The organism is Bradyrhizobium sediminis, from assembly GCF_018736105.1.
Taxonomy (GTDB): domain Bacteria; phylum Pseudomonadota; class Alphaproteobacteria; order Rhizobiales; family Xanthobacteraceae; genus Bradyrhizobium.
Genome location: NZ_CP076135.1, coordinates 3,159,268 through 3,185,328, shown reverse-complemented (window position 1 = coordinate 3,185,328; position 26,061 = coordinate 3,159,268). Strand labels below are relative to the sequence as shown.

The window sequence follows — 26,061 nt, the reverse complement described above, 5'->3', positions numbered from 1 at the left end:
AAACTGCGAGAACAGCCATGACCGTCTATGTGATCGCTCAAGTAAAATTCACCAGGGAAGAATGCTATCGGCGCTACCAATCGCGGTTCGCCGATGTTTTCAAACAGTTCACGGCGCGGCTCCTGGTCGCCGACGAGAAGCCGAAAGTTCTCGATGGCGAGTGGACGCGCGACAAGGTGGTCGTCATGCAATTTCCCGATGAGCCGGAAGCGATGCGCTTTCTGGACTCGCCGGCCTATCAGGAGATTTCAAAAGACCGCATCGCCGGCGCCGAGGTGTTGTCGCTGCTCGTGAAGGGACTGCCGTCGCCGCTTTGAGCCATTCAGCTCTCGATTGCGTACCACCGCACGAGGCGCGCCGCCGCCCAGTCGGTCGCGACGGTCTCGATCAGCCAGCGTCCGGCGAAATCCGCGGCGAATGCGATCCGCTGGGTCTGGCCGGGATCAATCGCCAGCGTATCCAGCCAGAACGGCTTCCAGCCGTCGTCGAGCCGGTCCAGCAGCCTGAAATGATGGCCGTGCAAGTGGAAGACTTCGGGGATGTCGCCGCGATTGGTCAGGGCCAGCACCACGGTGCGGCCCGTCTTGGCGCGGAAGGCGGGGGCGGCAGTGGCAGCGAACTTCGCCGGCGTCACCCAATCGCCCTGAGGGCCGCCGAGTGTCAGGTCGATGCGCAGGGCGTTCTTGAGGTCGAGCTGGGCCGGCAGGTCATTGGGGGGCAGCGCGGCGGCGATCGGCAACGGCGCGCTCCTGATCGCGGGCTCCCCGGAGGTGACCAGCCGGGCGATCGGGCGGGCCTCTCGGCCGTCATGGAGCAGGATCGATGAGACCGAGCCCGGCGGCGCCGATGCGTCGACGAAGGCGTCGACCCGGCTTCCCGGCGCCAGCACGAACCCGTCGCCGCGGGCCAGGAAAGGTTCGGCCGGCTGACCGTCGAAGGCCATCAAGCGGACCTCGTGGCCCTCAATTTTGACTGCAATGACATTGCGTTGGCTACCATTGATGAAGCGGAATCGCAGCCGTTCGTTGACGCGGGCAGGGATGTCGAGCGTCGTCAGCCCATTGATGGTGAATTGCGGCGTCGTGTCCCTGGGGTCGGTGCCAGGGGCAATGGCGGTCCCGTCCGGACGCAGACGCCAGTCTTCGATCAGGAATACCTCGTCGCGGTCGACGGCGACCGGTTCGCTCTCCCCAACGATCAGCGCCCGAACCGGCGATGGGCGCGCCTGGCCATCGCCGAGCAGGCGGAGGTCGCAAAGGAATGTGCCGGCGTGGCGCAAGGGAATAGTGATGGTCTTGCTTGCCCCGGGCGCCAATGCTGCGCGCCCGGCCAGCGGTTCGGCGGACGGAACGCCATCGATGCCGCGCCAGCTCGCTGCCGCAGCGATCGGGAGCCCGTTTCCGAGCGCGATTTCGACGGTTTCGCCGCGCTTGAACCGAAGATCGGGTCCGGCGAGCGTCCAGATCGGCGTATCCGGCCCTCCCGGCCGCAAGGCGATGGCACCATCCCTGGTCTGCAGCGCCAGCGACGGCCGTCCCTGGGCGGCCGCGACGGGAGACATGACCGGGGCGAGGGCGGTGGCACCCAATCCGGCCAAAAGCGCGCGTCGGTCCAGCCGGAGAATGCGATCTGCCATGGCCTCGATGCGGACCATTTTCCGCCGGAGATGTCCAGTTGCCGCAGGTCGGCCGGGAGGGGCTCCCGGACGGCCATTTTTTTGCTGCGAACAGGTTCGCTCATGTTATAAGCCCGCCGCAACAATCGCGTTGATGACTTAGATGATGGCATGCAAGCCATAAACACGATTGATTCCATTAACTTGGAGCATGATTGGCCGCCCGAAAACCGCTTCACACTTTTCGGCAGTCATGCGCGGGCATCGCGGCCGGACATGATGCTATCAGCGGGCGTGGCGGAACTGGTAGACGCGCTGGATTTAGGTTCCAGTGACGAAAGTTGTGGGGGTTCGAGTCCCTCCGCCCGCACCAAGCGCCGATAGCGTTTGCGAGACGAATTACGGGGGGACCGGTTTCCGAAAGGGCGATGCCCCCTGAAGAAATGGGTTCGCCGATCCACCGGCGCAGGCTTTCGGGCCGCGCGTCGACTAGATTGACAATGTTCGCGCCGTTTGGGCCGGACGAAAGCGGAAGAAGATTGACGCCATGCAGGTCACCGAAACCCTCGTTGAGGGATTGAAGCACGAATTCCAGATCAGCGTTCCCGCATCGGATCTCGATGCCAAGGCGGACGCGCGCCTCGTCGACCTCAAGGACAAGGTCCGTCTCAACGGCTTCCGTCCCGGCAAGGTGCCGGTGAGCCACCTCAAGAAGGTGTATGGCCGTTCGGTGATGGCGGAGACCATCGACCAGACCATCCGCGATACCAACACGCAGATCTTCACCGAGCGCGGATTCCGTCTTGCGACCGAGCCCAAGGTCACCATGCCGACCGAGGAAAAAGCGGTCGAGGATATCCTCACCGGCAAATCCGATCTCACCTACACGGTCGCAATCGAGGTCGTGCCCTCGATCCAGCTCGCCGATTTCAAGAGCTTTAGCGTCGAGAAGCCGGTCGTGGACGTGACTGACGCCGATGTCGACGAGGCCATCAAGCGTATCGCGGACCAGAACCGCTCCTACGCCGCGAAGAGCGAGGGCGCCAAGGCCGAGACCGGCGACCGGGTGACGATCTCGTTCAAGGGCACCATCGACGGCACCCCGTTCGACGGCGGCACCGGCGAGGGCATCCAGGTCGTGATCGGCACCGGACAGTTCATCCCGGGCTTCGAAGAGCAGCTGATCGGCATCGGCGCGGGCGAAACCCGCACCCTGAAGGTTTCCTTCCCGAAGAATTACGCCAGCGAGAAGCTCGCCGGCCAGCCGGCCGAGTTCGAAACCACGGCCACCGCGATCGAGGCGCCGCAGGATACCAAGATCGATGACGAGTTTGCCAAGACGCTCGGCCTCGAATCGCTCGACAAGCTGAAGGAAGCCGCGCGCGAGCGGCTGGTGGCTGAATTCGCCGGCGCCACCCGCCAGCGGGTCAAGCGCATGCTGCTGGACCGCCTCGACGAAGCCCATCGCTTCGAAGCGCCGCCGTCGCTGGTCGAGGAAGAATTCAACCTGATGTGGAATTCGATCAAGGCCGAGATGGAATCCAGCGGCAAGACCTTCGCCGACGAGGACACCACGGAAGAAGCCGCTAAGGAAGAGTACCAGAAGATCGCCGACCGCCGGGTGCGGCTCGGCCTGGTGCTGTCCGAGATCGGCGAGAAGAACAAGATCACGGTTACCGACGACGAAGTCAGCCGCGCGGTGATCGAGCGCGCGCGCCAGATGCCGGGCCGCGAGAAGGAAGTCTGGGACTACTATCGCAGCAACGCAAATGCGCTGGCCCAGCTTCGTGCACCGATCTACGAGGACAAGGTCGTCGACTTCATCCTGGAATTGGCCAATGTGACCGAAAAGAAGGTCACCCGTGAGGACCTCTACAAGGACGACGAGGCGGAAAAGAGCGCGGCCTGATTCCGACAATCTTGTCAGTCGGGCGTTAAGGTTGAGAAGCGAAAGGGGCGTGGCGACGGTATCCGTCGCTATGCCCGGCGGCGCGAATCAGCTTCAACTGCAACGAATTCCGCACGCTATCGACCCGGTCTTGTCACCGGGGAATTGGCCCATATCTGTGAACTGTCCTTGAAGTCCTGCATCACGGGACGTTCGTCCGCGCCCGGCAAATCCAGCCCTTCTGTCTTGCCGATGGATGTCCGCCTCCGCCAACCTGTCTACTAACCCTTGGGTGACTAATGCGCGATCCGGTCGAAACCTACATGCAACTTGTGCCGATGGTGGTCGAGCAGACCAACCGCGGCGAACGCGCCTACGACATTTTCTCGCGTCTCCTGAAAGAGCGCATCATCTTCGTGACCGGACCGGTCGAGGATGGCATGTCGACGCTGACGGTCGCGCAGCTGCTGTTCCTCGAAGCCGAGAATCCGAAGAAGGAAATCTCGATGTACATCAACTCGCCGGGCGGCGTGGTGACGTCGGGCCTTGCGATTTACGACACCATGCAGTTCATCCGCCCGCCGGTGTCGACGCTTTGCACCGGGCAGGCGGCATCGATGGGATCGCTGCTCCTGGCCGCCGGCCATAAGGACATGCGCTTCTCGCTGCCGAATTCGCGCATCATGGTCCACCAGCCTTCCGGCGGCTTCCAGGGCCAGGCCACCGACATCATGCTGCACGCCCAGGAAATCCTGAACCTGAAGAAGCGGCTCAACGAGATCTACGTGAGGCACACCGGCCAGACCTACAAGGCGATCGAGGATGCGCTGGAACGCGACAAATTCCTCACCGCCGAAATGGCCCGTGACTTCGGCATTGTCGACAAGGTGATCGACAAGCGCCAGGAAGACCCGACGCCGCCGAAAACCCCGTAATAATCCCGGCCGTAAGCACGCATTGAGCTTAACATGGGTCGTCGGCGGCCATTTCGGGCCTCCGGCGGGACAACTATGCCCCCTTATGGGCAGGAAGTTCCGCATTCGTGCTGGTTTGGCGGCGTGGCAATCGCGCAACGCTCCCCCGATTTCGACAGGTTCGCCTCGTGCGAACGGCACAAATCACGGTATTGTCACGGGTATCGGAAGCCCCGCCAATTAGCGAATTCTTGATAGTCGGGTGCGACCATGATTGGCTAGGGGAGCTTGGCGGGGGATTCGAGTTAGCCGCGATTCGTGCGGTATCTGAAGCGTAGGGTCTTTTTTGGTACGGATTTTGCTCTATCTAAATCTCTACCCCGGTTTAGTGCCGGAATGGGGCGATTGAGCAGACGGGATCGAACGGCGGACGGAGATAAGAATGAGTAAGGTCGGCACGAGCGACTCCAAGAACACGCTGTATTGCTCGTTCTGCGGCAAGAGCCAGCATGAAGTCCGCAAATTGATTGCGGGTCCCACTGTATTCATCTGCGACGAATGCGTGGAACTCTGCATGGACATTATCCGTGAGGAGAACAAGTCCTCGCTGGTGAAGTCGCGCGACGGCATTCCGACGCCGAAGGAAATCTGCAAGGTTCTCGACGACTACGTGATCGGCCAGAGCCATGCCAAGAAGGTGCTCTCGGTCGCCGTGCACAATCACTACAAGCGGCTCAATCACCAGACCAAGCACAACGACGTCGAACTCGCGAAGTCGAACATCCTGCTGATCGGTCCGACCGGTTCGGGCAAGACGCTGCTGGCCCAGACGCTGGCGCGGATTCTCGACGTGCCGTTCACGATGGCGGACGCGACGACGCTGACCGAAGCCGGTTACGTCGGCGAGGACGTCGAAAACATCATCCTGAAGCTGCTGCAGTCGGCCGACTATAATGTCGAGCGCGCGCAGCGCGGCATCGTCTATATCGACGAGATCGACAAGATCAGCCGCAAGTCCGACAATCCATCAATCACCCGCGACGTGTCCGGCGAGGGCGTGCAGCAGGCGCTGCTGAAGATCATGGAAGGCACCGTTGCCTCGGTTCCTCCGCAGGGCGGCCGCAAGCATCCGCAGCAGGAGTTCCTGCAGGTCGACACCACGAACATCCTCTTCATCTGCGGCGGCGCGTTTTCAGGGTTGGAGAAGATCATCTCCGCGCGCGGCCGCTCGACCTCGATCGGCTTCGCAGCCCAGGTGCTGGCGCCGGAAGACCGCCGCACCGGCGAAATCTTCCGTCACGTCGAGCCTGAGGATCTCCTCAAGTACGGCCTGATCCCGGAATTCGTCGGACGTCTGCCGGTGGTCGCCACGCTCGAGGATCTCGACGAGACTTCGCTCAAGAAGATTCTGACCGATCCGAAGAACGCGCTGGTGAAGCAGTACCAGCGGCTGTTCGAGATGGAGAACATCGAGCTGACCTTCGCCGACGAGGCGCTTGGCGCGGTCGCCCGCAAGGCGATCGAGCGCAAGACCGGCGCGCGGGGCCTGCGTTCGATCCTCGAGAGCATCCTGCTCGAGACCATGTTCGACCTTCCGGGCCTGGAAGGCGTGGAAGAGGTGGTAATCTCGCGCGAGGTGGTCGAAGGAACCGCGCGTCCCCTGTACATCTACGCCGATCGTTCCGATCGCGCCGTGGAAAGCAGCGCCAGCGCCTGATCGCGCCTTCGCGGCGGACGGATTGAGCGACCAACGAGAGCGGCTGCCGGGCCTCCGGCGGCCGTGGTGGCGTCGGTTCGATTCCGCATTCAGCCCCGATTGGCGGGCTCTTTTCAGTGACTTGACACCCCCATCGTCGATAGCCACCTAATGCTATCGGTGATGAAAGCCTAACCGTGAGATTCGCCGCTCCAACGATCCGGAGAGGTGGCCGAGAGGTGGCCATCCGACCCGGAACTTACAGGCACCTTGTGGCGGTTGCGCAAAATTGCGGGCTGCGTGCAGGGGGGCAAAACAAAAGGAACAGGCCATGACTACCGCAAAACCCCGGCCATCTATCGTTCACGGCGAAAGCCACTCTTATCCGGTGCTGCCGCTTCGCGACATCGTGGTCTTTCCGCACATGATCGTGCCGCTGTTCGTCGGCCGCGAGAAATCGATCCGCGCCCTCGAAGAGGTCATGAAGAATGACGCGCTGATCATGCTCGCGACGCAGAAGAACGCGTCGGACGACGATCCGAACCCGGATTCGATCTACGAGACCGGTACGCTCGCCAGCGTGTTGCAGCTGCTCAAATTGCCGGACGGCACCGTCAAGGTGCTGGTGGAAGGGCTCGAGCGCGCGCGCGTGCAGAAATACACCGACCGGTCGGAATATTACGAAGCCACCGCAGTCGCGCTTGCCGACACCGATGCGACGTCCGTCGAGGCGGAAGCGCTGGCGCGCTCGGTGGTGTCCGACTTCGAGAGCTATGTGAAGCTCAACAAGAAGATCTCGGCCGAAGTCGTCGGCGTGGTGCAGGCCATCACCGACTTCGCCAAGCTCGGCGACACCGTTGCCTCGCACCTCGCCGTCAAGATCGCCGATCGCCAGGGCATCCTGGAGACGCTGTCGGTCACCGCGCGCCTCGAGAAGGTGCTCGGCCTGATGGAGAGCGAGATCTCGGTGCTGCAGGTCGAGAAGCGCATCCGCTCGCGCGTCAAGCGCCAGATGGAGAAGACCCAGCGCGAATATTATCTCAACGAGCAGATGAAGGCGATCCAGAAGGAGCTCGGCGACGACGAAGGCCGCGACGAACTGGCTGATCTGGAAGAGAAGATTGCCAAGACCAAGCTTTCCAAGGAAGCGCGCGAGAAGGCGCAGCACGAACTGAAGAAGCTGCGCCAGATGTCGCCGATGTCCGCGGAAGCGACCGTCGTGCGCAACTATCTCGACTGGCTGCTGTCGATCCCGTGGAACAAGAAGTCCAAGGTCAAGAAGGATCTGGTCGCAGCCCAGGCCGTGCTCGACAGCGATCACTACGGTCTCGAGAAGGTCAAGGACCGCATCGTCGAGTATCTCGCGGTGCAGTCGCGCGCCAACAAGCTCACCGGACCGATCCTGTGCCTGGTCGGCCCTCCCGGCGTCGGCAAGACCTCGCTCGGCAAGTCGATCGCGAAAGCGACGGGGCGCGAATTCGTGCGCGTCTCGCTCGGCGGCGTGCGCGACGAGGCCGAGATCCGGGGTCACCGCCGCACCTATATCGGCTCGATGCCCGGCAAGGTCATCCAGTCAATGCGCAAGGCCAAGACCTCGAATCCGCTGTTCCTGCTGGACGAGATCGACAAGATGGGCGCCGACTTCCGCGGCGATCCGTCATCGGCGCTGCTCGAGGTGCTCGACCCCGAGCAGAACTCGACCTTCAACGACCACTACCTCGAGGTCGATTACGATCTGTCCAACGTGATGTTCATCACGACCGCGAATACGCTGAATATTCCGGGGCCGCTGATGGACCGCATGGAGATCATCCGGATCGCCGGCTACACCGAAAACGAGAAGGTCGAGATCGCCCGCAAGCATCTCATCCCGAACGCGATCTCCAAGCATGGCCTGGATTCCAAGGAATGGTCGATCGACGACGATGCGCTGCTCCTGATGATCCGGCGTTACACCCGCGAAGCGGGCGTGCGTAACCTGGAGCGTGAGCTTTCGACACTCGCCCGCAAGGCGGTGAAGGAGCTGATGATCTCCAAGAAGAAGTCGGTCAAGGTCACCGAGAAGACTCTGGAAGAGTTCCTCGGCGTTCCCAAGTACCGCTTCGGCGAGATCGAGAGCGAGCCTCAGGTCGGTATCGTCACGGGCCTGGCCTGGACCGATGTCGGCGGCGAACTGCTGACCATCGAAGGCGTCATGATGCCCGGCAAGGGCAAGATGACGGTCACGGGCAATTTGCGCGACGTGATGAAGGAGTCGATTTCGGCGGCGGCGTCTTACGTCCGCTCGCGCGCCGTCGGCTTCGGCATCGAGCCGCCCTTGTTCGACCGGCGCGACATCCACGTCCACGTGCCTGAAGGGGCGACCCCGAAGGATGGACCCTCCGCGGGTGTCGCGATGGCGACAGCGATCGTCTCCATCATGACCGGCATCCCGGTCCGGCACGATGTCGCCATGACCGGCGAGATCACCTTGCGCGGACGCGTGCTGCCGATCGGCGGGTTGAAGGAGAAGCTGCTGGCCGCGGCCCGCGGCGGCATCAAGACGGTGCTGATCCCCGAGGACAACGCCAAGGATCTCACGGAGATTTCCGATGCGATCAAGGGCGGGATGACGATCATCCCGGTGGCACGGCTCGACGACGTCGTCTCCAAGGCCCTGGTGCGGCCGCCGGTGCCGATCGTCTGGGAAGAGGACACCAAGGTGCCGGTCAAGCCCGACACGTCAGACGAGGCGGCGGGCGGCCTGACGGCGCACTGAGCGTCCGGCTTCCAATGATACACGAGCGGCGTCCTTCGGGGCGCCGCTTTTTTGTGAGGCGATACACGGCTTGCGCCCGGGGGCGGGGCAGCGGTAAACAGGCAGGCGAGGGCGGCTAGCTCAGCTGGTTAGAGCATCTCGTTTACACCGAGAGGGTCGGGAGTTCGAATCTCTCGCCGCCTACCAGCCTTCGCTCGCTGCGCGAGATCAGGCTCGGCAAGCCCCCGCGTAGCGAAGGCCGTCGCGCTGAAGTCGCGAAGCGACGGCGGCGAACCGATCCGAGCGCGTTTACGAAAACGCGTTGCCGCCGCGCAGGCCGAGCTTCTTGAAGATCATCGCCGCGGGACAGAAGCCGGTGAAGGCTGCCTGCAGCATGTTCAGCCCGGCGAAGGCGGTCAGCAGGTACCAGTAGGGATGCACCAGCCAGCCCAGCGTGAGGCCGAGAAGCACGACAAATCCTGCGAAAGCGAGCACTGCCTTATCGATGTTCATGACGTATTTCTTTCCTTCCAGGTGGGTTTGAAGTCATCAGGACCGGGCAAGCCCGGCCATCGTCCATGCAACGATTCTCTTGGTATCCATCGCGCCAGCGCTCCGTGCGATCTCCCGGCCCTTGTGCATCAGCAGCAGGGTAGGGATGCCGCTGATGCCGAGGCGGGAGGAGACGGAGGGCGCGTTGTCCGAGTTCAGCTTCAAGAGCCGAACCCTGGGCTCGAGTTCCTGCGCGGCCCGTTCGAACATCGGCGCCATGGAGCGGCAGGGGCCGCACCAGGGCGCCCAGACATCGACGAGGACGGGGATGTCGCTGCTGGCGACGTGGCGGCCGAACGCCTCCTCGTCCACCTCGATGGGGTGACCGCTGAAGATCGGCTGGTGACACGACCCGCAACGCGCGTCCGTTGCGGTCCGTTCGGCCGGCAGCCGGTTGATCTTGCCGCAATGTCCACAGACGACCTGGTGACTCGCACTCATGTTCCGGTCTTGACCTCCTTGATTTTGGCGATGTTGAGCTTGTCGAGCAGGAAGCGCTCGTAGAACGGCTCGCTCTCGCCGCGCCGGATCTTGCGCAGGAAGTATTTCTCGAACGCGACCTTGGCGAAATGAACCCATTCGCCCTTCGACGACCAGTTGACGTTGCGCGGAGGAATCTGCGGCTGCGCCAGGAAGGCGACGCCGGAGTCGCCGAAATCGGCAAGGCAGATCGCGTTCCAGGTCGGCTGCGCCGCGGGGGCCTGGCCCTTGAGCAGCGAGCCGATGTTCATCGCCGTCGCCGTCACCATCGACTCGATCATGAATCCGGTCTTCGGCACGCCGACCGGGACCGGGGTGGCTCCGACCGGCGCAATCGCCACGCAGACGCCGATCGCGAAGATGTTGGGATATTCGGGATTGCGCTGATGCTTGTCGACGATCACGAAACCGCGCGGGTTGGTCAGCTTCTCGATGCCTCTGACAGCGCCGACGCCGCGGAACGCCGGCAGCATCATCGAATAGGCGAACGGCAGTTCGTGGGTCTTGCGGATCGATCCGTCTTCGGCGATCTCCTCGACGGTCATCTTGCCCTGCTCGACGCCCTTGACCCGGGCGTTGGTGATCCATTTGACGTGCTTCTCGCGCATCTCGCTTTCGAGCAGGCCCTTGGTGTCGCCGACCCCGTCGAGACCGAGATGCCCGATATAGGGCTCCGAGGTGACGAAGGTCATGGGCACGCGGTCGCGAAGCTTGCGGCGGCGCAGCTCGGTTTCCAGGATGAACAGGAATTCGTAGGCCGGCCCGAAGCAGGAGGCGCCTTGCACGGCGCCGATCACCACCGGACCCGGATTGGCGGCGAGCTTCTCGAAGGCGTCCTTGGCGTGGGCGGCGTGATCGACGTGGCAGACCGATTGGGTGTGGCCGTCCGGCCCGAGCCCGGGGATTTCGTCGAATGCGAGTTCAGGCCCGGTAGCGACCACCAGGTAGTCGTAATCGATCGAGGCGCCGTCCGAGAGTTCGACGCGGTTTTCGGTCGGATGCACGCGCTGTGCGCCCTGCGTCAGAAGCCGGATGCCCTTGCGCTTCATGATGTCGACAAGGTCGATCTCGATATCGCCGCGCTTGCGCCAGCCGATCGCGACCCAGGGATTGGAGGGGACGAAATGATAGACCGGCCCCTGGGAGACAACGGTCAGACGATCGCCCTTCCTCAGTTGCGGTAACAATTCGTAGGCCATCAGCGTCCCGCTGAGACCGGCTCCGATAACGACAACTTCCGCCATGAAAACCTCCGTTTGCTGCATTCCCTGTTGCGGCTGCGCCAATTTGCCTTGGCTTGTTCGACCGCCTGCCTTGACTATATATTCGAATAATCGTATATACGCAAGTATGAAAATAGATAGCACGTTAATGGAGTCGGCGGCCGATCGGGCCAGCGACCTCCTGAAGGCGCTTTCCAATCGTCATCGGCTGCTGATCATCTGCCAGCTGATCGACGGCGAGCGCTCGGTTGGCGATCTCGCGGAGTTCCTGAGCCTGCGCGATTCCACGGTGTCCCAGCATCTTGCTTTGCTCCGCAAGGATGGCTTGGTGTCGGCGCGGCGTGATGCCCAGACGATCTACTACTCGATCGCCAGCGATCCCGCGCGCGAGATCCTGAAAACGCTCTATCAGGTCTATTGCGCGCCGAAAGCCAGAACCAGCAAGACTAAATTATAGGAGCGCGCAGGCGACGCCTTGAGGCAGGTCAACGTCGTCGCGGCGAACTTCAATGAGATGCCCGAACAACCGCCAGGGAGCGGAAAGGCAATGACCATGCGTAGATTGATTGCATTCGGCGTTCTTGCGGCAGCGGCATTGGGCGGCCAAAGCGCCGATGCCGAAACCCTGACCGTGGCGCTGCGGCCGGTCGCCGACGAGAAGGCGGTGTTCGCAACCGTCGAGAGCATCAGCGTGGTTCCGGCCCGCGGGCGTATCGGCGGCACCATCGTTCAGCTCAACGTTCGCGAAGGCGATCCGGTAACGCGCGGACAGGCGATCGCCACGATCGGCGACGAAAAACTTGGCCTTCAGATGAAATCGCTGGATGCGCAGATCGACGCGCTGCAGGCGCAGTCGAATCAGGCGCAGATCGATTTTTCCCGGATCGAGGGACTGGTGGAGCGCGGGACGCTTCCCCGGGTCAAGCTCGACGAGGCGCGCACCGTGCTCAACGTGGCGGAGAACGGTCTGCGGGCGAAGACCGCCGAACGTGCCGTGGTCCAGCAGCAATTCAACGAAGGGCAGGTGCTGGCGCCCGCCGGCGGGCGCGTGCTGAAGAAACTGGCGGCCGTTGGCTCCGTCGTATTGCCCGGCGACCCCGTTGCGATGATTGCGCAACAGAATTTCAAGTTGAGGCTGCGGGTGCCGGAACGGCATGCCCGCTTCCTGAAGACCGGTGACAAGATCAGGGTCGATGGCGCCGAGTTCGGCGACCAGAGTCCGAAATCGGGTGTGATCGATCTGGTTTATCCGCAGATCGAGGACGGCCGCGTGATCGCGGACGCCACCGTCGAAAACCTCGGGGAATATTTCGTCGGCGACCGTTTGCGGGTCTGGATATCCGGCGGCGAGCGGATGGCGTTCGTGATTCCATCTGATTACGTCACCACGCGCTTCGGCATCGATTACGTCCAGATACGCCAGGGCGATCGCACCGTCAGCGCGCCGGTGCAGCGCGGGCGGAATCTGGCGAGCCCCGATCTGCCCAATGGTCTCGAAATCCTGTCCGGTATTCGTACCGGCGACCAGTTGGTGCAACCGTGAATCTCGGACTTTCGGGCCGGCTCACCCGGGCCACCATCGGATCGCCGCTGACGCCATTGTTCCTGCTCGCCTCGCTGGTCGTCGGCATGATCGCCGTGGTGGTCATTCCGCGCGAGGAAGAGCCTCAGATCAGCGTCCCCATGGTCGACATCCGCATCAATGCGGACGGATTGCGCGGCCCGGATGCGGTTGAACTGGTCACCAAGCCCCTTGAAGCCATCGTCAAGGGCATCGATGGCGTGGAACACGTTTACAGCCAGACCGAAGACGATCGCGTCATGGTCACCGCGCGTTTTCTGGTCGGGACCAAGTCCGAGGACGCCATCCTTCGCGTTCATGAGAAGATCCGCGCCAATCTGGACCGTATTCCCGTGGGCATTTCCGAGCCCTCGATCGTCGGCCGCGGCATCAACGACGTCGCCGTGACCGTGCTGACGCTTTCGCCGAAGCCCGAGGCCGCCGGCCGGTGGACGGACAAGGATCTCTACGAACTCGCCGACAAGCTGCGCGCGGAGTTGATGAAGGTCGACAGCATCGGCCTGACCTATATTTCCGGCGGCGGAGCCCAGCAGATCCGGGTGGAGCCCGATCCGGAAAAGCTGTCGCTGTTCGGCGTGACGCTGCAGCAGCTCGTCGCCAAGGTGAAGGACGCCAACCGGTCGTTCATGGCGGGACAGGTCCGCGACGCCGGCAAGGTGCGCAGCGTGTCGGCGGGCCAGACGCTGACCGGCATTCCCGACATCGGCCTGCTGCTGATCTCGACGCGTGACGGACGTCCGGTCTACGTCAAGGACGTCGCCAGCGTGGTCATCGGACCCAATGCGATCGAGCACCGCATCTGGAGCGATGCGCGTGACGGCAAGGGTAAGTGGGAGCGGGTTCCGGCGGTCAGCCTGGCGCTTGCCAAGCGGGCGGGCGCCAATGCGGTGGTCGTTTCCGAAGAAATTACGCACCGGCTTGCCGGGCTGAAATCGCGCCTCATCCCGGAGGATGTCGAGGTCACCGTCACCCGCGACTATGGCGAGACGGCGAACGAAAAGGCCAACGAACTCCTGTTTCACCTCGGCCTGGCGACGATCTCGATCGTGGTCCTGATCGCGATTGCGATCGGCTGGCGCGAGGCGCTGGTGACGCTGGTCGTGATCCCGACGACCATCCTGCTGACGATGTTTGCCGCGAATTTGATGGGCTACACCATCAACCGCGTCAGCCTGTTCGCATTGATCTTCTCGATCGGCATCCTGGTCGACGACGCCATCGTGGTGGTCGAGAATATCGCCCGCCACTGGGCGATGCGCGATGGGCGGCCGCGGCTGCAGGCCACCATCGAGGCCGTCGCCGAAGTCGGCAATCCGACCATCGTTGCGACCCTGACCGTCGTTGCCGCTTTGCTGCCGATGCTGTTCGTGTCGGGGCTGATGGGCCCGTATATGGCGCCGATACCGGCCAATGCGTCCGCGGCGATGCTGTTCTCGTTCTTTGTGGCGATGGTGGTGGCGCCGTGGCTGATGCTGCGGCTGGCGCCGAAAGAGGGTGTTGCCGGCGCGGCGCATGACGCACACGACGAAGGCGTGCTCGGGCGCCTCTATCGTCGCTTCGCAACCCCGATCGTCGCCAACAGGCGTTCGGCCTGGACATTCCTGATCGGTGTCGGGGTCGCCACGCTGTTGTCGATGACCTTGTTCGCCACCAAGTCGGTGACGGTCAAATTGCTGCCGTTCGACAATAAATCCGAGATCGCGGTGGTGGTCGATCTTCCCGAGGGCGCCAGCCTCGAGGATACCGAACGAACGCTGTTTGCCGCCGCCGATGTCGCCCGCGGCCTGCCCGAGATCACCTCGGTGCAGTCCTATGCCGGCACCGCCGCGCCGTTCAATTTCAACGGCCTGGTCCGGCACTATTATTTGCGCGCGCGTCCGGAACTGGGCGAACTGCAGGTCAATCTTGCCGCGCGATCCGATCGCAAGCGGGCGAGCCATGACATTGCGCTCGATCTGCGTCAGCGGCTCAAGGCCGTCAGTGTCCCACCCGGCACCAGCATCAAGGTCGTCGAAGTGCCGCCCGGTCCGCCGGTGCTGGCGACGTTGCTGGCCGAGGTCTACGGACCCGATGCGGCGACCCGCCGGGCGGTGACGGGCGAACTGAAGAAGATCTTCGCCGAAGTGCCGTTCATCGTCGATATCGACGATTCGATCGGGGAGAAGCGGCCGCGGCTGCGGCTTTCGATCGACCAGGACCGGCTCGAATTCTTCGGCGTCGAGCAGCGCGATGTCTACGACACCATCCAGACGCTGTTCGGCGGCGTCTCCGTGGGCTATTCGCACCGCGGCGAGGACCGCAATCCGATCGAGATCGCGGTCCGGCTGCCGAAGCGCGACCTCGCCTGGACCGAAGCGCTGGCTTCCACACCGGTGCCCGCCAACACGCTTCCCGGCAGCAAGACCGTCGTCGAGTTGGGGCAGCTGGTCAAGGCGACCGTCGAAGAAGGATCGCCGACGATCTTTCGTCGCGACGGCCGGTTCGCCGACATGGTGATGGCAGAACTGGCGGGCCGCTTCGAGGCGCCGCTTTACGGTATGCTCGCGGTTTCCGACCGGATCGACGCGCACGATTGGGGCAAGCTGCAGAAGCCCGTCATCGGCCTACACGGACAGCCGGCCGATGAGTCCCGGCCGACGCTGTTGTGGGACGGCGAATGGGAGATCACCTATGTCACCTTCCGGGACATGGGCGCGGCGTTTGGCGCGGCGATCCTCGGGATCTACGTGCTGGTGGTGGCGCAGTTCGGCAGTTTCCGGCTGCCGCTGGTGATCCTGACGCCCATACCGCTGACCCTGATCGGCATTCTGCTCGGGCACTGGCTGCTGGGCGCGCCGTTCACCGCGACTTCCATGATCGGCTTCATCGCGCTTGCCGGCATCATCGTCCGCAATTCGATCCTGCTGGTCGACTTCATCCGCCACAGCGGGGGCGAGAACAGGTCGATGCGCGATGTCGTGCTGGAAGCCGGCGCCGTGCGCTTCAAGCCGATCCTGCTTACCGCGCTGGCCGCCATGATCGGCGCCGCGACCATCCTGCTCGATCCGATCTTTCAGGGGCTCGCGATTTCGCTGCTGTTCGGCCTGGCTTCGTCGACCCTGCTGACGGTTCTGGTCATTCCCGCGATCTACATCGCGCTACGCGACAGATCGCCCAAGGCATCCTGAACGGCTCGAGCGGCGGTGGCCGACAGCACCGGTTCCCTCATGGATCGATCGGTGTCGGCATGCTAAACGTCAGGCAAAGAGCAAACGCATGAGAATCGTCCCCGCTGCAGCCGTGATCGCGGCTATGGCCGGGCCTGCGGTGGATTAGGCGCGATGGATATTCCCACAGGCCACCAACAAAACGCCGACCAGATTGCGTACTGGAACGGCCCCGCCGGCCAGCGCTGGACCGACCGGCAGGCGGGGCAGGACATCGTGCTCGCGCCGGTCTCCGAGATCCTGATCGACCGCGCCAAAGTCAGGGCAGGCGAGCGGATCATCGATGTCGGCTGCGGCTGCGGCGCCATCACCATCGCGCTGGCGCAGCGAACCGGCCCGACTGGCCATGTGCTGGGCATCGACATCTCGGCGCCGATGCTGGCGCGCGCCCGGCAGATCGCGCCGCCGGACCTGCCGGTCGACTTTGTGCTTGCGGATGCCACCGTCTACCCGTTCGACCCCGCCAGCTTCGATCTCCTGGTCTCGCGGTTCGGTGTAATGTTCTTCGCCGAACCGGCGCTTTCCTTCGCCAATATGCGCAAGGCGTTGCGGCCGTCGGGACGACTGGCCTTCGCCTGCTGGCGCGAGCCGCGCCACAATCCCTGGATGATGGCGCCGCTGCAGGCGGTCTATAAGCACGTGCCGAAGCTGCCGCAGCAAGGGCCCGAGGACCCCGGTCCGTTCGCGTTTGCCTCCGAGCAGCGCGTGACGAGGATTTTGAGCGAGGCCGGATTTTCTGACATAGCCATGGAGCCGTGCAATCTGTCGCTCGACATCGCGATCGGCCGCGGTCTCGACGCCGCGGTCGATTCTGCGCTCGAAATCGGACCGTCCAACCGCGCGCTGGAGGGGCAGCCGGCAGAGGTGCGAACGGCCGCCAAACAGTCGATACGCGAGGCGCTGGCGCCCTTTGTCCAGGGCCAAACAGTGCCGCTCGGCGGATCGATCTGGATCGTGACGGCAAGCGCCTAAGGCGAGCGCGCGTCAGGCCCGCTCTTCCCAGATCATCGCCAGATGCACGATGGTCTGCATGGCTTTTTCCATGTCCTGCACGCTGACCCATTCCAGCCGCGAATGAAACGCGTGCTCGCCGGCGAAAATGTTGGGGCAGGGCAGTCCCATGAACGACAGCCGCGAGCCGTCGGTGCCGCCGCGGATCGACGTCTTCACCGGCGTGAGCCCGGTGCGGCGGATCGCTTCCATCGCATTGTCGATGATTTCGGGGTGACGATCGATCACCTGCTTCATGTTGCGGTACTGCTGCTTGACCTCGAGCCGGTAGGTCGAGCGCGGAAAGCCCTTCATCACGTCCTTGACGATGCCTTCCAGCAGGGCTTCCTTCTCTTTCAGGCCTGCTTCAGTGAAGTCGCGCACGATGAAGCCGATCGTGGCTTGCTCCAAAGCGCCTGAAATGCCGATCGGATGCAGGAATCCTTCCTCGCCTTCGGTGGTTTCCGGCGAACAGGTGGTCTTGGGCAAGCGCTCGACGATGGCAGCTGCGATCTTGATCGCGTGCTCCATCTTGCCCTTGGCGAAGCCCGGATGGGTGCTGACGCCTTCGATTGAAATGGTGGCGCTGTCGGCGGAAAACGTTTCGTCCTCGATATTCCCGGCGGTTTCGCCGTCGATGGTGTAGGCGAAATCGGCGCCGAGCTTTTTCAGGTCGGCCTTGTCGACGCCGCGTCCGATCTCTTCATCGGGCGTGAACAGGATCTTGATGGCGCCGTGCTTGATCTGCGGATTGTGGATCAAGAAATGCGCCGCATCCATGATTTCGGCGAGGCCGGCCTTGTTGTCGGCGCCTAACAGAGTGGTGCCGTCAGTGGTGATGATGTCGTTGCCGATCTGATCCGCGAGCGCGGGATGGTCGGCGGCGCGGATCACCTGCGTGGGGTCGGCGGGCAGCACGATGTCGCCGCCGCGGTAATTCCTGACGATCTGCGGTTTGACGTCCTTGCCGGTGCAGTCGGGCGAGGTGTCCATATGCGAGCAGAAGCAGACCACTGGAACCCGCTTGTCGGTATTCGCCGGGATCGTCGCATAGACATAGCCGTGTTCGTCGAGATGGGCGTCGCGCAGCCCCATCGCCTGCAACTCGCTCGCGAGCAGGCGGCCTAGATCTTTCTGTTTTTCGGTGGAAGGGCAGCTGGGGGAGGCCGGGTCCGACTGGGTGTCGATGACGACGTAGCGCAGAAAGCGCTCGGTCACGGTGTGCGTGAACCCTAACGGCGAAGCTGCAGAGGGCGAAACCACAATCAAAACCGCCGACAGGGAGGGGGGAGACTGAACCTGGAACCAAGCGTCATAACCGGGCGTCATTCCGGGGGCCGCTACGCCGGAATGACGCCAAGTCGGGACAGAAACCTGTCTTATCAGACGGCTTCCTTGAGTTCCTTGGCCGCGCGGAAGGCGACCTTCTTGCTGGCCTTGATGTGGATGGCTTCGCCGGTGGCGGGATTGCGGCCCATACGGGCGGCGCGCTTGCGCACCTGCAGGATGCCGAGGCCGACGATACGGATGCGTTCGCCCTTCTTCAGGTGCTTGGTGATCCGGGTGACCAGGTCGTTCAGGATCGATTCGGCCTGCTTCTTCGACAATTCCTGCTCATCGGCGATCGCCGCCGCCAGATGCTTGAGCGTCACGGTGGTCGGGGTCGCTGCTTTCTTCGCCATGTTTGGCCCTCCTCGTTGTTGATGGCTTACGGAAAGTAAGGCGTATCAGGCCTTAAATGATTCGGGGGCGGAATGACTACGCTGTTTTGCCTGCAAACAGGCCATTATTTGCATCGACGTCCCAAAAATGCCCGAGTGACAGGGGGATTCGCAACAACCTTGACTTGGATTGGTCCCGCCTTTAAGTCCCACCTCGCGCGGTTTCGAAATCACGCGGGAGTAGCTCAGTTGGTTAGAGCGCCGGCCTGTCACGCCGGAGGTCGCGGGTTCGAGCCCCGTCTCTCGCGCCATTGAATCAATGGCTTAGCCCCGGTCCGCGAGTTCCCCTTCGGTCCGCCGGCGCCGACGCCCGCTTTCCCGGCTGTTCTTCTGCAGGCTCTCGAATTCGGCTCGTCTTTGGTGGGGCAGGCAGGTCATGAAATATTTTCCGGATGAGCCGGCCAGCGGCATCTGGGCGAGATACGCGGTTGCCGCGCTCCCGCTCGTCTATCTCGCGGTGGCTCTGCTCTATTCGGCCTGGTCGGCGCCGTGGGGGCAGCAGGTCGACCCGGAATCCGCCTATGCGATGAACGGTCTCGCCTGGGCAGCAGGCTATCCCATGATCAAGAACGATCATCCCGGAACGACCACGATCCTGCTGATCGGGTTGATCGTCAAACTGTGGACGTTCCTTGCCGGCCGTTCGGATGTCGTCGAATTCGGGCTGAAGAACTACGACGCGATCATCTACGCCTCGCGTGCGGCCGAGGCATTGATCCTGTCCGGCGCGCTGCTGGCATCCGGCATCATCGTCAGGAACGCGACGCGGAGCGCGCTGGCGGCCTTGCTGTTCCAGGTCGCGCCGTTCGTGCATCTCGAAGCCATGCATTTCGAGATACTGCTGATTCCCGAAAGCCTGATGGTTTCCTCGGCGATTTTCGGGACGGCGCTGGTGCTCAAGGCAGCGCTCGACGAAACGCCGCCGAGCGTCCGCCTCGGCTTCGCCCAGGGACTGGTATTCGCGCTCGGCCTGTCATCCAAATATTTGTATGCCCCGCTGGCCATCCTGGGGGTGAGTCTGCTGCGAAACCGACGGGCGTTCGCAACAGCGACGCTGGTCGGCGTGATCGCGTTCTTCATCTTCAACCGGGTTCTCAATCCCTACGTTTTCACGAGCGGCTTTCGCTGGCTCGTCAATCTGGCGACCCACAAAGGTGTCTACGGCGAAGGCGAAGCAGGCTTCATCGACTTCAACGTTTTCTGGCCGAACATGGCCCAAATCATTTCGTCCGGACCGCTTCTGTTCGCCGTGTTCGTGACCGGCGCACTGGCCGCGCTGGCACAGATGCTGACCAGCCGCCGCCTTTTCGATCCGGTCAGCCTGACACTGGTGGCATCGTTCATGGCCTTTGCCGCGCTACTCGTGGCGACCTCGAAGCATTTCCACCTGCACTACATGGTCGCTTCGTGGGTGCTGACCGGCGGCGTTCTGGTCCTGACCTCGATCGAGGTCAGAAGGTTGATCCCCAGGCTTTCGCCGTCGGTGACGTTCGGCGCTGCCGCTCTGGTTTGCGTCGGATTGATCGCGACGACGTTGCTCGAGGTCAGGAGCCGGGCGCTCGGTTGGCGCGCCCTCAACGATATCGGGGCAAGGCTGTCGAAGGCCGTGGTGGCGGCCGGTCCGTCATGCGCCAACGTCTCCGGCATGTTCGTGCGGGCCCCTGAGAATGAACTGAACCACGGCGCGGACATGACGCTGGCCACCCCGCAGATGGAACACAGGTTTTCCGAAGCCTACCTCCGCGTTTTCGATGTGCCTCTGCTGGATCACAGCTATTACCGCCACCTGCTGCTCAAGAACCTGCTTCCCTACAGCTATGCCAGGCTCGCCGCGGAATATCCCTGCATCGTGGTGCGGACCTCCGAGAAGCTCAACGCAAAGACGTCGGCTGGATTGCTGGAATTGAAGCCGGAGCATTGCGTGGTCGAGGGCATTCAGGTCTACACGGTCGGAATCGCCTGCGCGAAGATCAAGGACGCCATGCAGAGCCGGTGAAGACGGCCCTTTTGGCCATTCCAGGGGTGAGGAACGTGGCCGGAAAGCAAAAGGCCGCCCGAAGGGCGGCCACCTGCCAAATCGCTGGATATCCGGTTTTGTCCTAGCGGACCAGCGAGGCGTTGGAACTGGTCACTGTCATCAACTTGCCGGCCTTAACGACCTGGGCGGTCTGGGTGTAGTCCGACGAACTGGTGCGGGCGGAGATGCCGAAGGCTGCCACCGCGATACCGGCCACGAGGGCGACGACCACGATCTTCAGGTGGGTGGAGCGGTCCGCTGAGTGAATTGAATGGTTCATCTGAGCCTCCTGGCGACTTCTGCCGCCTCGCCGTTGGCTGCAGGAGTACGCCGGCTCTGTTTCAGGATCGTTTCGCGGGTTCCCCAAAATGGTTTCGTGGGTATTTCCGGGCTATTTCGGGCTCCCGCCGGTCCGGTCTGCCAGGAAGGTCAGGTCGCCCGCTGGATATCGTTGCGGATGGAGCGTGCCGCCCACCCGAACAGCAGGGCGCCCGGCGTGGTCGTGACCGCCGCCAGCGGATCTCGCCCGATGCCCGCCTGGCAGGCGGGCTCATCCGCCGGCGGCCTCCGAAAATCGCGATGGCACCGGGGTCATGTATTCCGCAGCTTTCCTGGCTGTTGTGTCTTTGATCCCGGTCAAATCTTGCGGTCACCCGGGGAGCAGTCGGTGCTCAAGTTGGCGTCGATCGGCCGCAATTATCCCTCGAACGCATCCGGCATTCCTGAGTTATCCCGCCGCATCTGGGGCCGGACGGAGCCTCAAAAATAGCTTGTCTTGCGCCCCTTGTTGCGCTGCGCTAAGGCTCAGAACAATTCCAATTAACGAATCTGCGGTCCCCCGAAACCGCGGAATAAGGGCACCGCCGATGACCGGCATTCTGCAGAATTACCTTCCCCTTGTGGTGTTTATCGGGGTCGCGGCCCTGATCGGTTTGGCGTTGTTGATCGCTCCCTTCCTGCTGGCCTTCCAGCAGCCCGACCCGGAAAAGCTGTCCGCCTATGAATGCGGATTCAACGCTTTTGACGATGCCCGCATGAAGTTCGACGTCCGGTTCTATCTGGTGGCCATCCTCTTCATCATCTTCGACCTCGAAGTGGCATTCCTGTTCCCTTGGGCGGTGGCGTTCGGGAAACTCGGGGCCACCGGTTTCTGGTCGATGGTGGTTTTCCTCGCCGTCCTCACCGTCGGCTTTGCTTATGAATGGAAGAAAGGCGCGCTCGAATGGGATTGAGCCCCACCGCCGCAACGCCGGGATTTGCACCAGCGGTAGCACCTGCCGCCACCGGCATCCTCGACCCGCGCACCGGCCGGCCGGTCGGCGCCAACGACCCGTATTTTCTCGAGGTCAATCACGAACTGTCCGACAAGGGCTTCTTCGTCACCGCCACCGATGACCTGATCACCTGGGCGCGCACGGGATCGCTGATGTGGATGACCTTCGGTCTCGCATGCTGCGCGGTCGAGATGATGCAGATGTCGATGCCGCGCTACGATGCCGAACGGTTCGGCTTTGCGCCGCGCGCTTCGCCGCGGCAGTCCGACGTGATGATCGTCGCCGGCACCCTGACCAACAAGATGGCCCCGGCGCTGCGCAAGGTCTACGACCAGATGCCGGAGCCGCGCTACGTCATCTCGATGGGATCGTGCGCCAACGGCGGCGGCTACTATCACTACTCCTATTCGGTGGTGCGCGGCTGCGACCGCATCGTGCCCATCGACATTTACGTGCCCGGCTGCCCGCCGACGGCGGAAGCGCTGCTTTACGGCGTGATGCTGCTGCAGAAGAAGATCCGGCGCACCGGAACCATCGAACGCTAAGGGTTTGGGTATGGACGACGGCAGGCTCGACGCCCTGGGGCAGACGATCGTTGGCGCACTAGCGGGTGCCGCGATCGACCACAGGATCGCGTTCAATCAGCTCACGGTGACGGTGCAGGCCGGCAAGATCGTGGAAGTCGTCAAGTTCCTGCGCGACGATCCCGGCTGCCGCTTCGTCAGCCTGATCGACGTCACCGCGGTGGACTATCCCGGCCGCGAAAAGCGCTTCGACGTGATCTATCACTTCCTGTCTCCGACGCTGAACGAGCGCATCCGCCTGCGCGCGGAAGCCGATGAGACCACCCAGGTGCCTTCGATCATCGAGGAGTTCCCTGGCGCCGACTGGTTCGAGCGCGAGACCTACGATCTCTACGGCGTGATCTTCACCGGCCATCCGGATATGCGGCGGCTGTTGACCGACTACGGCTTCGACGGCCATCCGCTGCGCAAGGATTTCCCGCTCACCGGCTTTGTCGAGGTGCGCTACGACGACCAGGAGAAGCGGGTGGTCTACGAACCCGTCCGCCTCAACCAGGAATTCCGCAAATTCGATTTCCTCTCGCCGTGGGAAGGCGCGGACTATCCGGTCCTGCCGGGCGATGAGAAGGCGGGGCCGAAGGTCTGACCATGAACGAGCAAAGCCAGAACCTCCGCAATTTTACCATCAATTTCGGCCCGCAGCATCCCGCGGCGCACGGCGTGCTGCGTCTGGTGCTGGAGCTTGACGGCGAAGTCGTCGCCCGCGTCGATCCGCATATCGGGCTGTTGCATCGCGGCACCGAAAAGCTGATCGAGCACAAGACCTATCTGCAGGCGATCCCATATTTCGACCGGCTCGATTATGTGGCGCCGATGAACCAGGAGCACGCGTTCTGCCTCGCGGCGGAAAAGCTGCTCGGCATATCAGTGCCGCGCCGCGGACAGCTGATCCGGGTGCTGTATTGCGAGATCGGCCGCATCCTGTCGCATCTGCTCAACGTCACCACGCAGGCGATGGACGTCGGCGCGCTGACCCCGCCGCTGTGGGGCTTCGAAGAGCGCGAGAAGCTGATGGTATTCTACGAGCGCGCCTCCGGCAGCCGCATGCATGCGGCTTATTTCCGCATCGGCGGCGTGCACCAGGACCTGCCGCCGAAACTGATCGACGATATCGACGCCTGGTGCGATCCGTTCCTGCAGGTGGTCGCCGATCTCGAGACGCTGCTCACCGGCAACCGCATCTTCAAGCAGCGCAACGTCGACATCGGCGTGGTGACGCTGAAGCAGGCCTGGGAATGGGGCTTCTCCGGCGTGATGGTGCGCGGCTCCGGCGCGGCCTGGGATCTGCGCAAGGCGCAGCCCTATGAGTGCTACGCCGAGATGGATTTCGATATTCCGATCGGCAAGAACGGCGATTGCTACGACCGCTACTGCATCCGCATGGAAGAGATGCGCCAGTCGGTGCGGATCATGAAGCAGTGTATCGCAAAGCTGCGCGCGCCGGACGGGCAGGGGCCGGTTGTGGTCGAAGACAACAAGATCGCGCCGCCGCGCCGCGGCGAGATGAAGCGCTCGATGGAAGCGCTGATCCACCATTTCAAGCTCTACACCGAGGGCTTCCACGTGCCGGCCGGCGAGGTCTATGCCGCGGTCGAGGCGCCGAAGGGCGAGTTCGGCGTCTATCTGGTCGCCGACGGCGGCAACAAGCCCTACAAATGCAAGATCCGCGCGCCGGGTTTTGCCCATCTGCAGGCGATGGATTTCATCTGCAAGGGCCATCTCTTGGCCGACGTCTCCGCCATCCTCGGCTCGCTCGATATCGTGTTCGGAGAGGTCGATCGGTGATGGCGATGCCGCCCATCCAGTTTGACCGGGCTACCGGCGTGCTCCAGGGCGCAAATGCGTGGGAGCGTCTGGCTGCGGTTGCTCTGTCGGCGGGTTCGAAGGTGGCGTCGTCGTTTTCGCATCGCGGCTACAACATGTGCGCCAATATGCTGCGCAGGACGCTGCCCGAGCGCGACATTGACATCAGGCTCAACGCGGACGCGACCTTCGCGTTTCCCTATGGCGACGGCTACTGGAGCAAGCTGCTCAACCGCTCGTTCTCGTATGAAAACGAACTCGAACTGCTGTTTCGGGATTCCGCCGATGTCGATTATACGCTGCTCGATTGCGGCGCCAATTACGGCTACTGGTCGGTGCTGATCTCGAGCGCGCCCTACGGCTCGCACAAGGCGATCGCGATCGAGCCGTCGTCGCAGAATTTCGCCAAGCTCAAGCACAACGCCGAGATCAACGGCAACCGTTTCGAAGCGATGAAATGCGCGATCGGCGCGGCGCGGGGCACCGCGCGGCTGTCCGGGACCAAGCACGAGGCGCTCAGCATCGCCGGCGCCGCCGCTGACGGCGGCGAGGACGTGCCGGTGATCGCGCTCGACAACCTGCTCGACGACGGCAAGGTTTCCGCCGGCGGAAAATTCCTGATCAAGCTCGACGTCGAGGGCGTCGAGATCGAGGCCATCAAGGGCGGCACGCGGCTGTTGCAGGGCGACAGCGTGCTGCTGTGCGAGGAGCACGGCAACGATCCGCATCATACCGTGTCGCGCTACATCCTCGAACAGACGCCGCTCAAGCTGATCGTCTACGATCCCCGCTCAAGTCGCATGGAGACGGTGACCGAGCTTTCGATCCTCGATCGCATCAAGGTTTCAACCCACGTTGGCTATAACGTGTTCGGCACCGCAAGCGTTTTCTGGCTCGACCGGATCAGCGCTCTGAACGCTAAGCGCCGCGCGCAATGAGAGACTGAGAGACCATGTCCGTCCGCCGCCTTGCACCGAAGGAACTTCAGCCCGCGAGCTTCACGTTTACAGCGGAGAACCTCGCTTGGGCAAAACAACAGATCGCCAAATATCCGGAAGGCCGGCAGGCCTCGGCCGTGATCGCGATCCTGTGGCGGGTCCAGGAACAGCATGAAGGATGGGTCTCGGAAGCGGCGATCCGCGCCGTCGCGGACCTGCTCGAAATGCCCTACATCCGCGTGCTCGAAGTCGCGACCTTCTACACCATGTTTCAGCTGCAGCCGGTCGGCAAGAAGGCCCATGTGCAGGTCTGCGGCACCACCCCGTGCCGGCTGCGCGGCGCCGGCGACATCATCGAGGTGTGCCAGAGCCGCATCCACCACGATCCCTTCCATCTGTCGAAGGACGGCAATTTCAGCTGGGAAGAGGTCGAGTGTCTCGGCGCCTGCGTCAACGCGCCGATGGTGCTGATCTGGAAGGACACCTACGAGGATCTGACCAAGGAGAGCTTCGGCAAGGTGCTGGACGGCTTTGCCTCCGGCAATCCGCCGAAGCCGGGACCGCAAATCGACCGGCAGTTCTCGGCGCCGGTGGGCGGACCGACCACGCTGAAGGAAACCACATGAAGCGGGACCGCACATCACAGGCGGCCGGACAGGGGAGTGTCGGTACGATGAAGCACTGGCGCTATATCGCTCTGCATACGGTGGCGGCGGCCGCGTTCATTTTCCTGCTGCAGCGTTACGCGCTGAGCGCGACGCTTGAATCAAGCCTGCTTTGGGCGCTGACCTTCGGCGGATGCGCCGCAGGTCTCGCCTACATGCAGTCCAATCGCTGACCT

Annotated in this window: 24 protein-coding genes and 3 tRNA genes; 20 read left to right on the top strand and 7 right to left on the bottom strand. The window is 63.0% G+C overall.

Going from position 1 to position 26,061, the window contains the following annotated elements; all coding sequences use genetic code 11:
* Positions 1 to 17: 17 nt before the first annotated feature.
* Positions 18 to 317, top strand: a complete 300-nt coding sequence (locus KMZ68_RS15165; protein WP_215612085.1) for a DUF1330 domain-containing protein — start codon at positions 18 to 20, stop codon at positions 315 to 317.
* A 5-nt stretch (positions 318 to 322) separates the two neighbouring features.
* Here the strand turns inward: KMZ68_RS15165 and KMZ68_RS15160 are convergent, their stop codons facing one another.
* Entirely contained in the window at positions 323 to 1,654 is a 1,332-nt protein-coding gene (locus tag KMZ68_RS15160) for a multicopper oxidase family protein (protein WP_249779368.1), read from the bottom strand.
* A gap of 249 nt (positions 1,655 to 1,903) precedes the next feature.
* Between KMZ68_RS15160 and KMZ68_RS15155 the strand changes: the two genes are divergently transcribed.
* The 6 genes from KMZ68_RS15155 (at position 1,904) to KMZ68_RS15130 (ending at position 9,057) form a co-directional block, all read left to right on the top strand.
* A tRNA-Leu gene (locus KMZ68_RS15155) sits at positions 1,904 to 1,988 on the top strand.
* A gap of 174 nt (positions 1,989 to 2,162) precedes the next feature.
* A complete protein-coding gene (tig, locus tag KMZ68_RS15150; protein ID WP_215612084.1) occupies positions 2,163 to 3,524 on the top strand; it encodes a trigger factor in 1,362 nt (453 codons plus the stop codon).
* 278 nt (positions 3,525 to 3,802) lie between these two features.
* Positions 3,803 to 4,438, top strand: a complete 636-nt coding sequence (locus KMZ68_RS15145) for an ATP-dependent Clp protease proteolytic subunit (RefSeq protein WP_215612083.1) — start codon at positions 3,803 to 3,805, stop codon at positions 4,436 to 4,438.
* A 421-nt stretch (positions 4,439 to 4,859) separates the two neighbouring features.
* Positions 4,860 to 6,134, top strand: coding sequence for an ATP-dependent Clp protease ATP-binding subunit ClpX (clpX, locus tag KMZ68_RS15140; protein WP_028345767.1), 1,275 nt, complete (start codon positions 4,860 to 4,862; stop codon positions 6,132 to 6,134).
* A 310-nt stretch (positions 6,135 to 6,444) separates the two neighbouring features.
* On the top strand, positions 6,445 to 8,871 hold the full coding sequence (gene lon / locus KMZ68_RS15135; protein ID WP_215612082.1) for an endopeptidase La: 2,427 nt from the start codon (positions 6,445 to 6,447) through the stop codon (positions 8,869 to 8,871).
* A gap of 109 nt (positions 8,872 to 8,980) precedes the next feature.
* A tRNA-Val gene (locus tag KMZ68_RS15130) sits at positions 8,981 to 9,057 on the top strand.
* A gap of 102 nt (positions 9,058 to 9,159) precedes the next feature.
* On the opposite strand, the gene KMZ68_RS15125 is transcribed toward KMZ68_RS15130, so the two are convergent.
* The 3 genes from KMZ68_RS15125 to KMZ68_RS15115 are packed head-to-tail and all read right to left on the bottom strand — an operon-like array spanning position 9,160 to position 11,126.
* Positions 9,160 to 9,363, bottom strand: a complete 204-nt coding sequence (locus KMZ68_RS15125; RefSeq protein WP_215612081.1) for a YgaP family membrane protein — start codon at positions 9,361 to 9,363, stop codon at positions 9,160 to 9,162.
* A 36-nt stretch (positions 9,364 to 9,399) separates the two neighbouring features.
* Positions 9,400 to 9,843 (bottom strand): thioredoxin TrxC, encoded by a 444-nt coding sequence (gene trxC, locus KMZ68_RS15120; RefSeq protein ID WP_215612080.1) that lies wholly within the window; start codon positions 9,841 to 9,843, stop codon positions 9,400 to 9,402.
* Complete coding sequence (locus KMZ68_RS15115) at positions 9,840 to 11,126, bottom strand: NAD(P)/FAD-dependent oxidoreductase (RefSeq protein WP_215612079.1); 1,287 nt, start codon at positions 11,124 to 11,126, stop codon at positions 9,840 to 9,842. The genes trxC and KMZ68_RS15115 overlap by 4 nt, the downstream gene beginning before the upstream one ends.
* Before the next feature lie 127 nt (positions 11,127 to 11,253).
* On the opposite strand from KMZ68_RS15115, the gene KMZ68_RS15110 reads away from it, so the two are divergent.
* From KMZ68_RS15110 to KMZ68_RS15095, 4 genes are all read left to right on the top strand, one after another.
* On the top strand, positions 11,254 to 11,562 hold the full coding sequence (locus KMZ68_RS15110; RefSeq protein ID WP_215612078.1) for an ArsR/SmtB family transcription factor: 309 nt from the start codon (positions 11,254 to 11,256) through the stop codon (positions 11,560 to 11,562).
* Positions 11,563 to 11,658: 96 nt separating this feature from the next.
* The gene (locus tag KMZ68_RS15105; RefSeq protein WP_215612077.1) at positions 11,659 to 12,648 is read left to right on the top strand and encodes an efflux RND transporter periplasmic adaptor subunit; all 990 of its coding nucleotides are present in this window, start codon (positions 11,659 to 11,661) and stop codon (positions 12,646 to 12,648) included.
* Positions 12,645 to 15,854 (top strand): efflux RND transporter permease subunit, encoded by a 3,210-nt coding sequence (locus KMZ68_RS15100; protein WP_215612076.1) that lies wholly within the window; start codon positions 12,645 to 12,647, stop codon positions 15,852 to 15,854. The genes KMZ68_RS15105 and KMZ68_RS15100 overlap by 4 nt, the downstream gene beginning before the upstream one ends.
* 153 nt (positions 15,855 to 16,007) lie before the next feature.
* Positions 16,008 to 16,865, top strand: a complete 858-nt coding sequence (locus KMZ68_RS15095) for a class I SAM-dependent methyltransferase (protein WP_215612075.1) — start codon at positions 16,008 to 16,010, stop codon at positions 16,863 to 16,865.
* Between the two features lie 12 nt (positions 16,866 to 16,877).
* Here the strand turns inward: KMZ68_RS15095 and pepT are convergent, their stop codons facing one another.
* Positions 16,878 to 18,146 carry a peptidase T gene (pepT, locus tag KMZ68_RS15090; RefSeq protein WP_371741334.1) on the bottom strand — a complete coding sequence of 423 codons (1,269 nt, stop codon included), beginning with the start codon at positions 18,144 to 18,146 and terminating at the stop codon, positions 16,878 to 16,880.
* 119 nt (positions 18,147 to 18,265) lie between these two features.
* Positions 18,266 to 18,565, bottom strand: coding sequence for an HU family DNA-binding protein (locus KMZ68_RS15085; protein WP_215612073.1), 300 nt, complete (start codon positions 18,563 to 18,565; stop codon positions 18,266 to 18,268).
* Positions 18,566 to 18,778: 213 nt separating this feature from the next.
* Here KMZ68_RS15085 and KMZ68_RS15080 point away from each other — a divergent pair.
* Positions 18,779 to 18,855 (top strand) — tRNA-Asp (locus KMZ68_RS15080).
* Positions 18,856 to 18,980: 125 nt separating this feature from the next.
* A complete protein-coding gene (locus tag KMZ68_RS15075; RefSeq protein ID WP_215612072.1) occupies positions 18,981 to 20,600 on the top strand; it encodes a hypothetical protein in 1,620 nt (539 codons plus the stop codon).
* A 103-nt stretch (positions 20,601 to 20,703) separates the two neighbouring features.
* On the opposite strand, the gene KMZ68_RS15070 is transcribed toward KMZ68_RS15075, so the two are convergent.
* Complete coding sequence (locus tag KMZ68_RS15070) at positions 20,704 to 20,901, bottom strand: hypothetical protein (RefSeq protein ID WP_215612071.1); 198 nt, start codon at positions 20,899 to 20,901, stop codon at positions 20,704 to 20,706.
* 586 nt (positions 20,902 to 21,487) lie between these two features.
* Here KMZ68_RS15070 and KMZ68_RS15065 point away from each other — a divergent pair.
* The 7 genes from KMZ68_RS15065 to KMZ68_RS15035 are packed head-to-tail and all read left to right on the top strand — an operon-like array spanning position 21,488 to position 26,058.
* On the top strand, positions 21,488 to 21,853 hold the full coding sequence (locus KMZ68_RS15065; RefSeq protein ID WP_215606475.1) for an NADH-quinone oxidoreductase subunit A: 366 nt from the start codon (positions 21,488 to 21,490) through the stop codon (positions 21,851 to 21,853).
* Positions 21,844 to 22,440 (top strand): NuoB/complex I 20 kDa subunit family protein, encoded by a 597-nt coding sequence (locus tag KMZ68_RS15060; RefSeq protein WP_215606476.1) that lies wholly within the window; start codon positions 21,844 to 21,846, stop codon positions 22,438 to 22,440. Before KMZ68_RS15065 ends, KMZ68_RS15060 begins: the two co-directional genes overlap by 10 nt.
* Before the next feature lie 10 nt (positions 22,441 to 22,450).
* Positions 22,451 to 23,065, top strand: a complete 615-nt coding sequence (locus tag KMZ68_RS15055; protein WP_215612070.1) for an NADH-quinone oxidoreductase subunit C — start codon at positions 22,451 to 22,453, stop codon at positions 23,063 to 23,065.
* A 2-nt stretch (positions 23,066 to 23,067) separates the two neighbouring features.
* Positions 23,068 to 24,264: an NADH-quinone oxidoreductase subunit D gene (locus tag KMZ68_RS15050; protein ID WP_215612069.1), complete on the top strand. Its 1,197-nt coding sequence runs from the start codon at positions 23,068 to 23,070 to the stop codon at positions 24,262 to 24,264.
* Positions 24,264 to 25,220, top strand: coding sequence for an FkbM family methyltransferase (locus KMZ68_RS15045; protein ID WP_215612068.1), 957 nt, complete (start codon positions 24,264 to 24,266; stop codon positions 25,218 to 25,220). The genes KMZ68_RS15050 and KMZ68_RS15045 overlap by 1 nt, the downstream gene beginning before the upstream one ends.
* Positions 25,221 to 25,234: 14 nt before the next feature.
* On the top strand, positions 25,235 to 25,846 hold the full coding sequence (gene nuoE / locus KMZ68_RS15040; protein WP_215612067.1) for an NADH-quinone oxidoreductase subunit NuoE: 612 nt from the start codon (positions 25,235 to 25,237) through the stop codon (positions 25,844 to 25,846).
* Positions 25,843 to 26,058: a hypothetical protein gene (locus KMZ68_RS15035; protein ID WP_215616483.1), complete on the top strand. Its 216-nt coding sequence runs from the start codon at positions 25,843 to 25,845 to the stop codon at positions 26,056 to 26,058. The genes nuoE and KMZ68_RS15035 overlap by 4 nt, the downstream gene beginning before the upstream one ends.
* Positions 26,059 to 26,061: the final 3 nt, after the last annotated feature.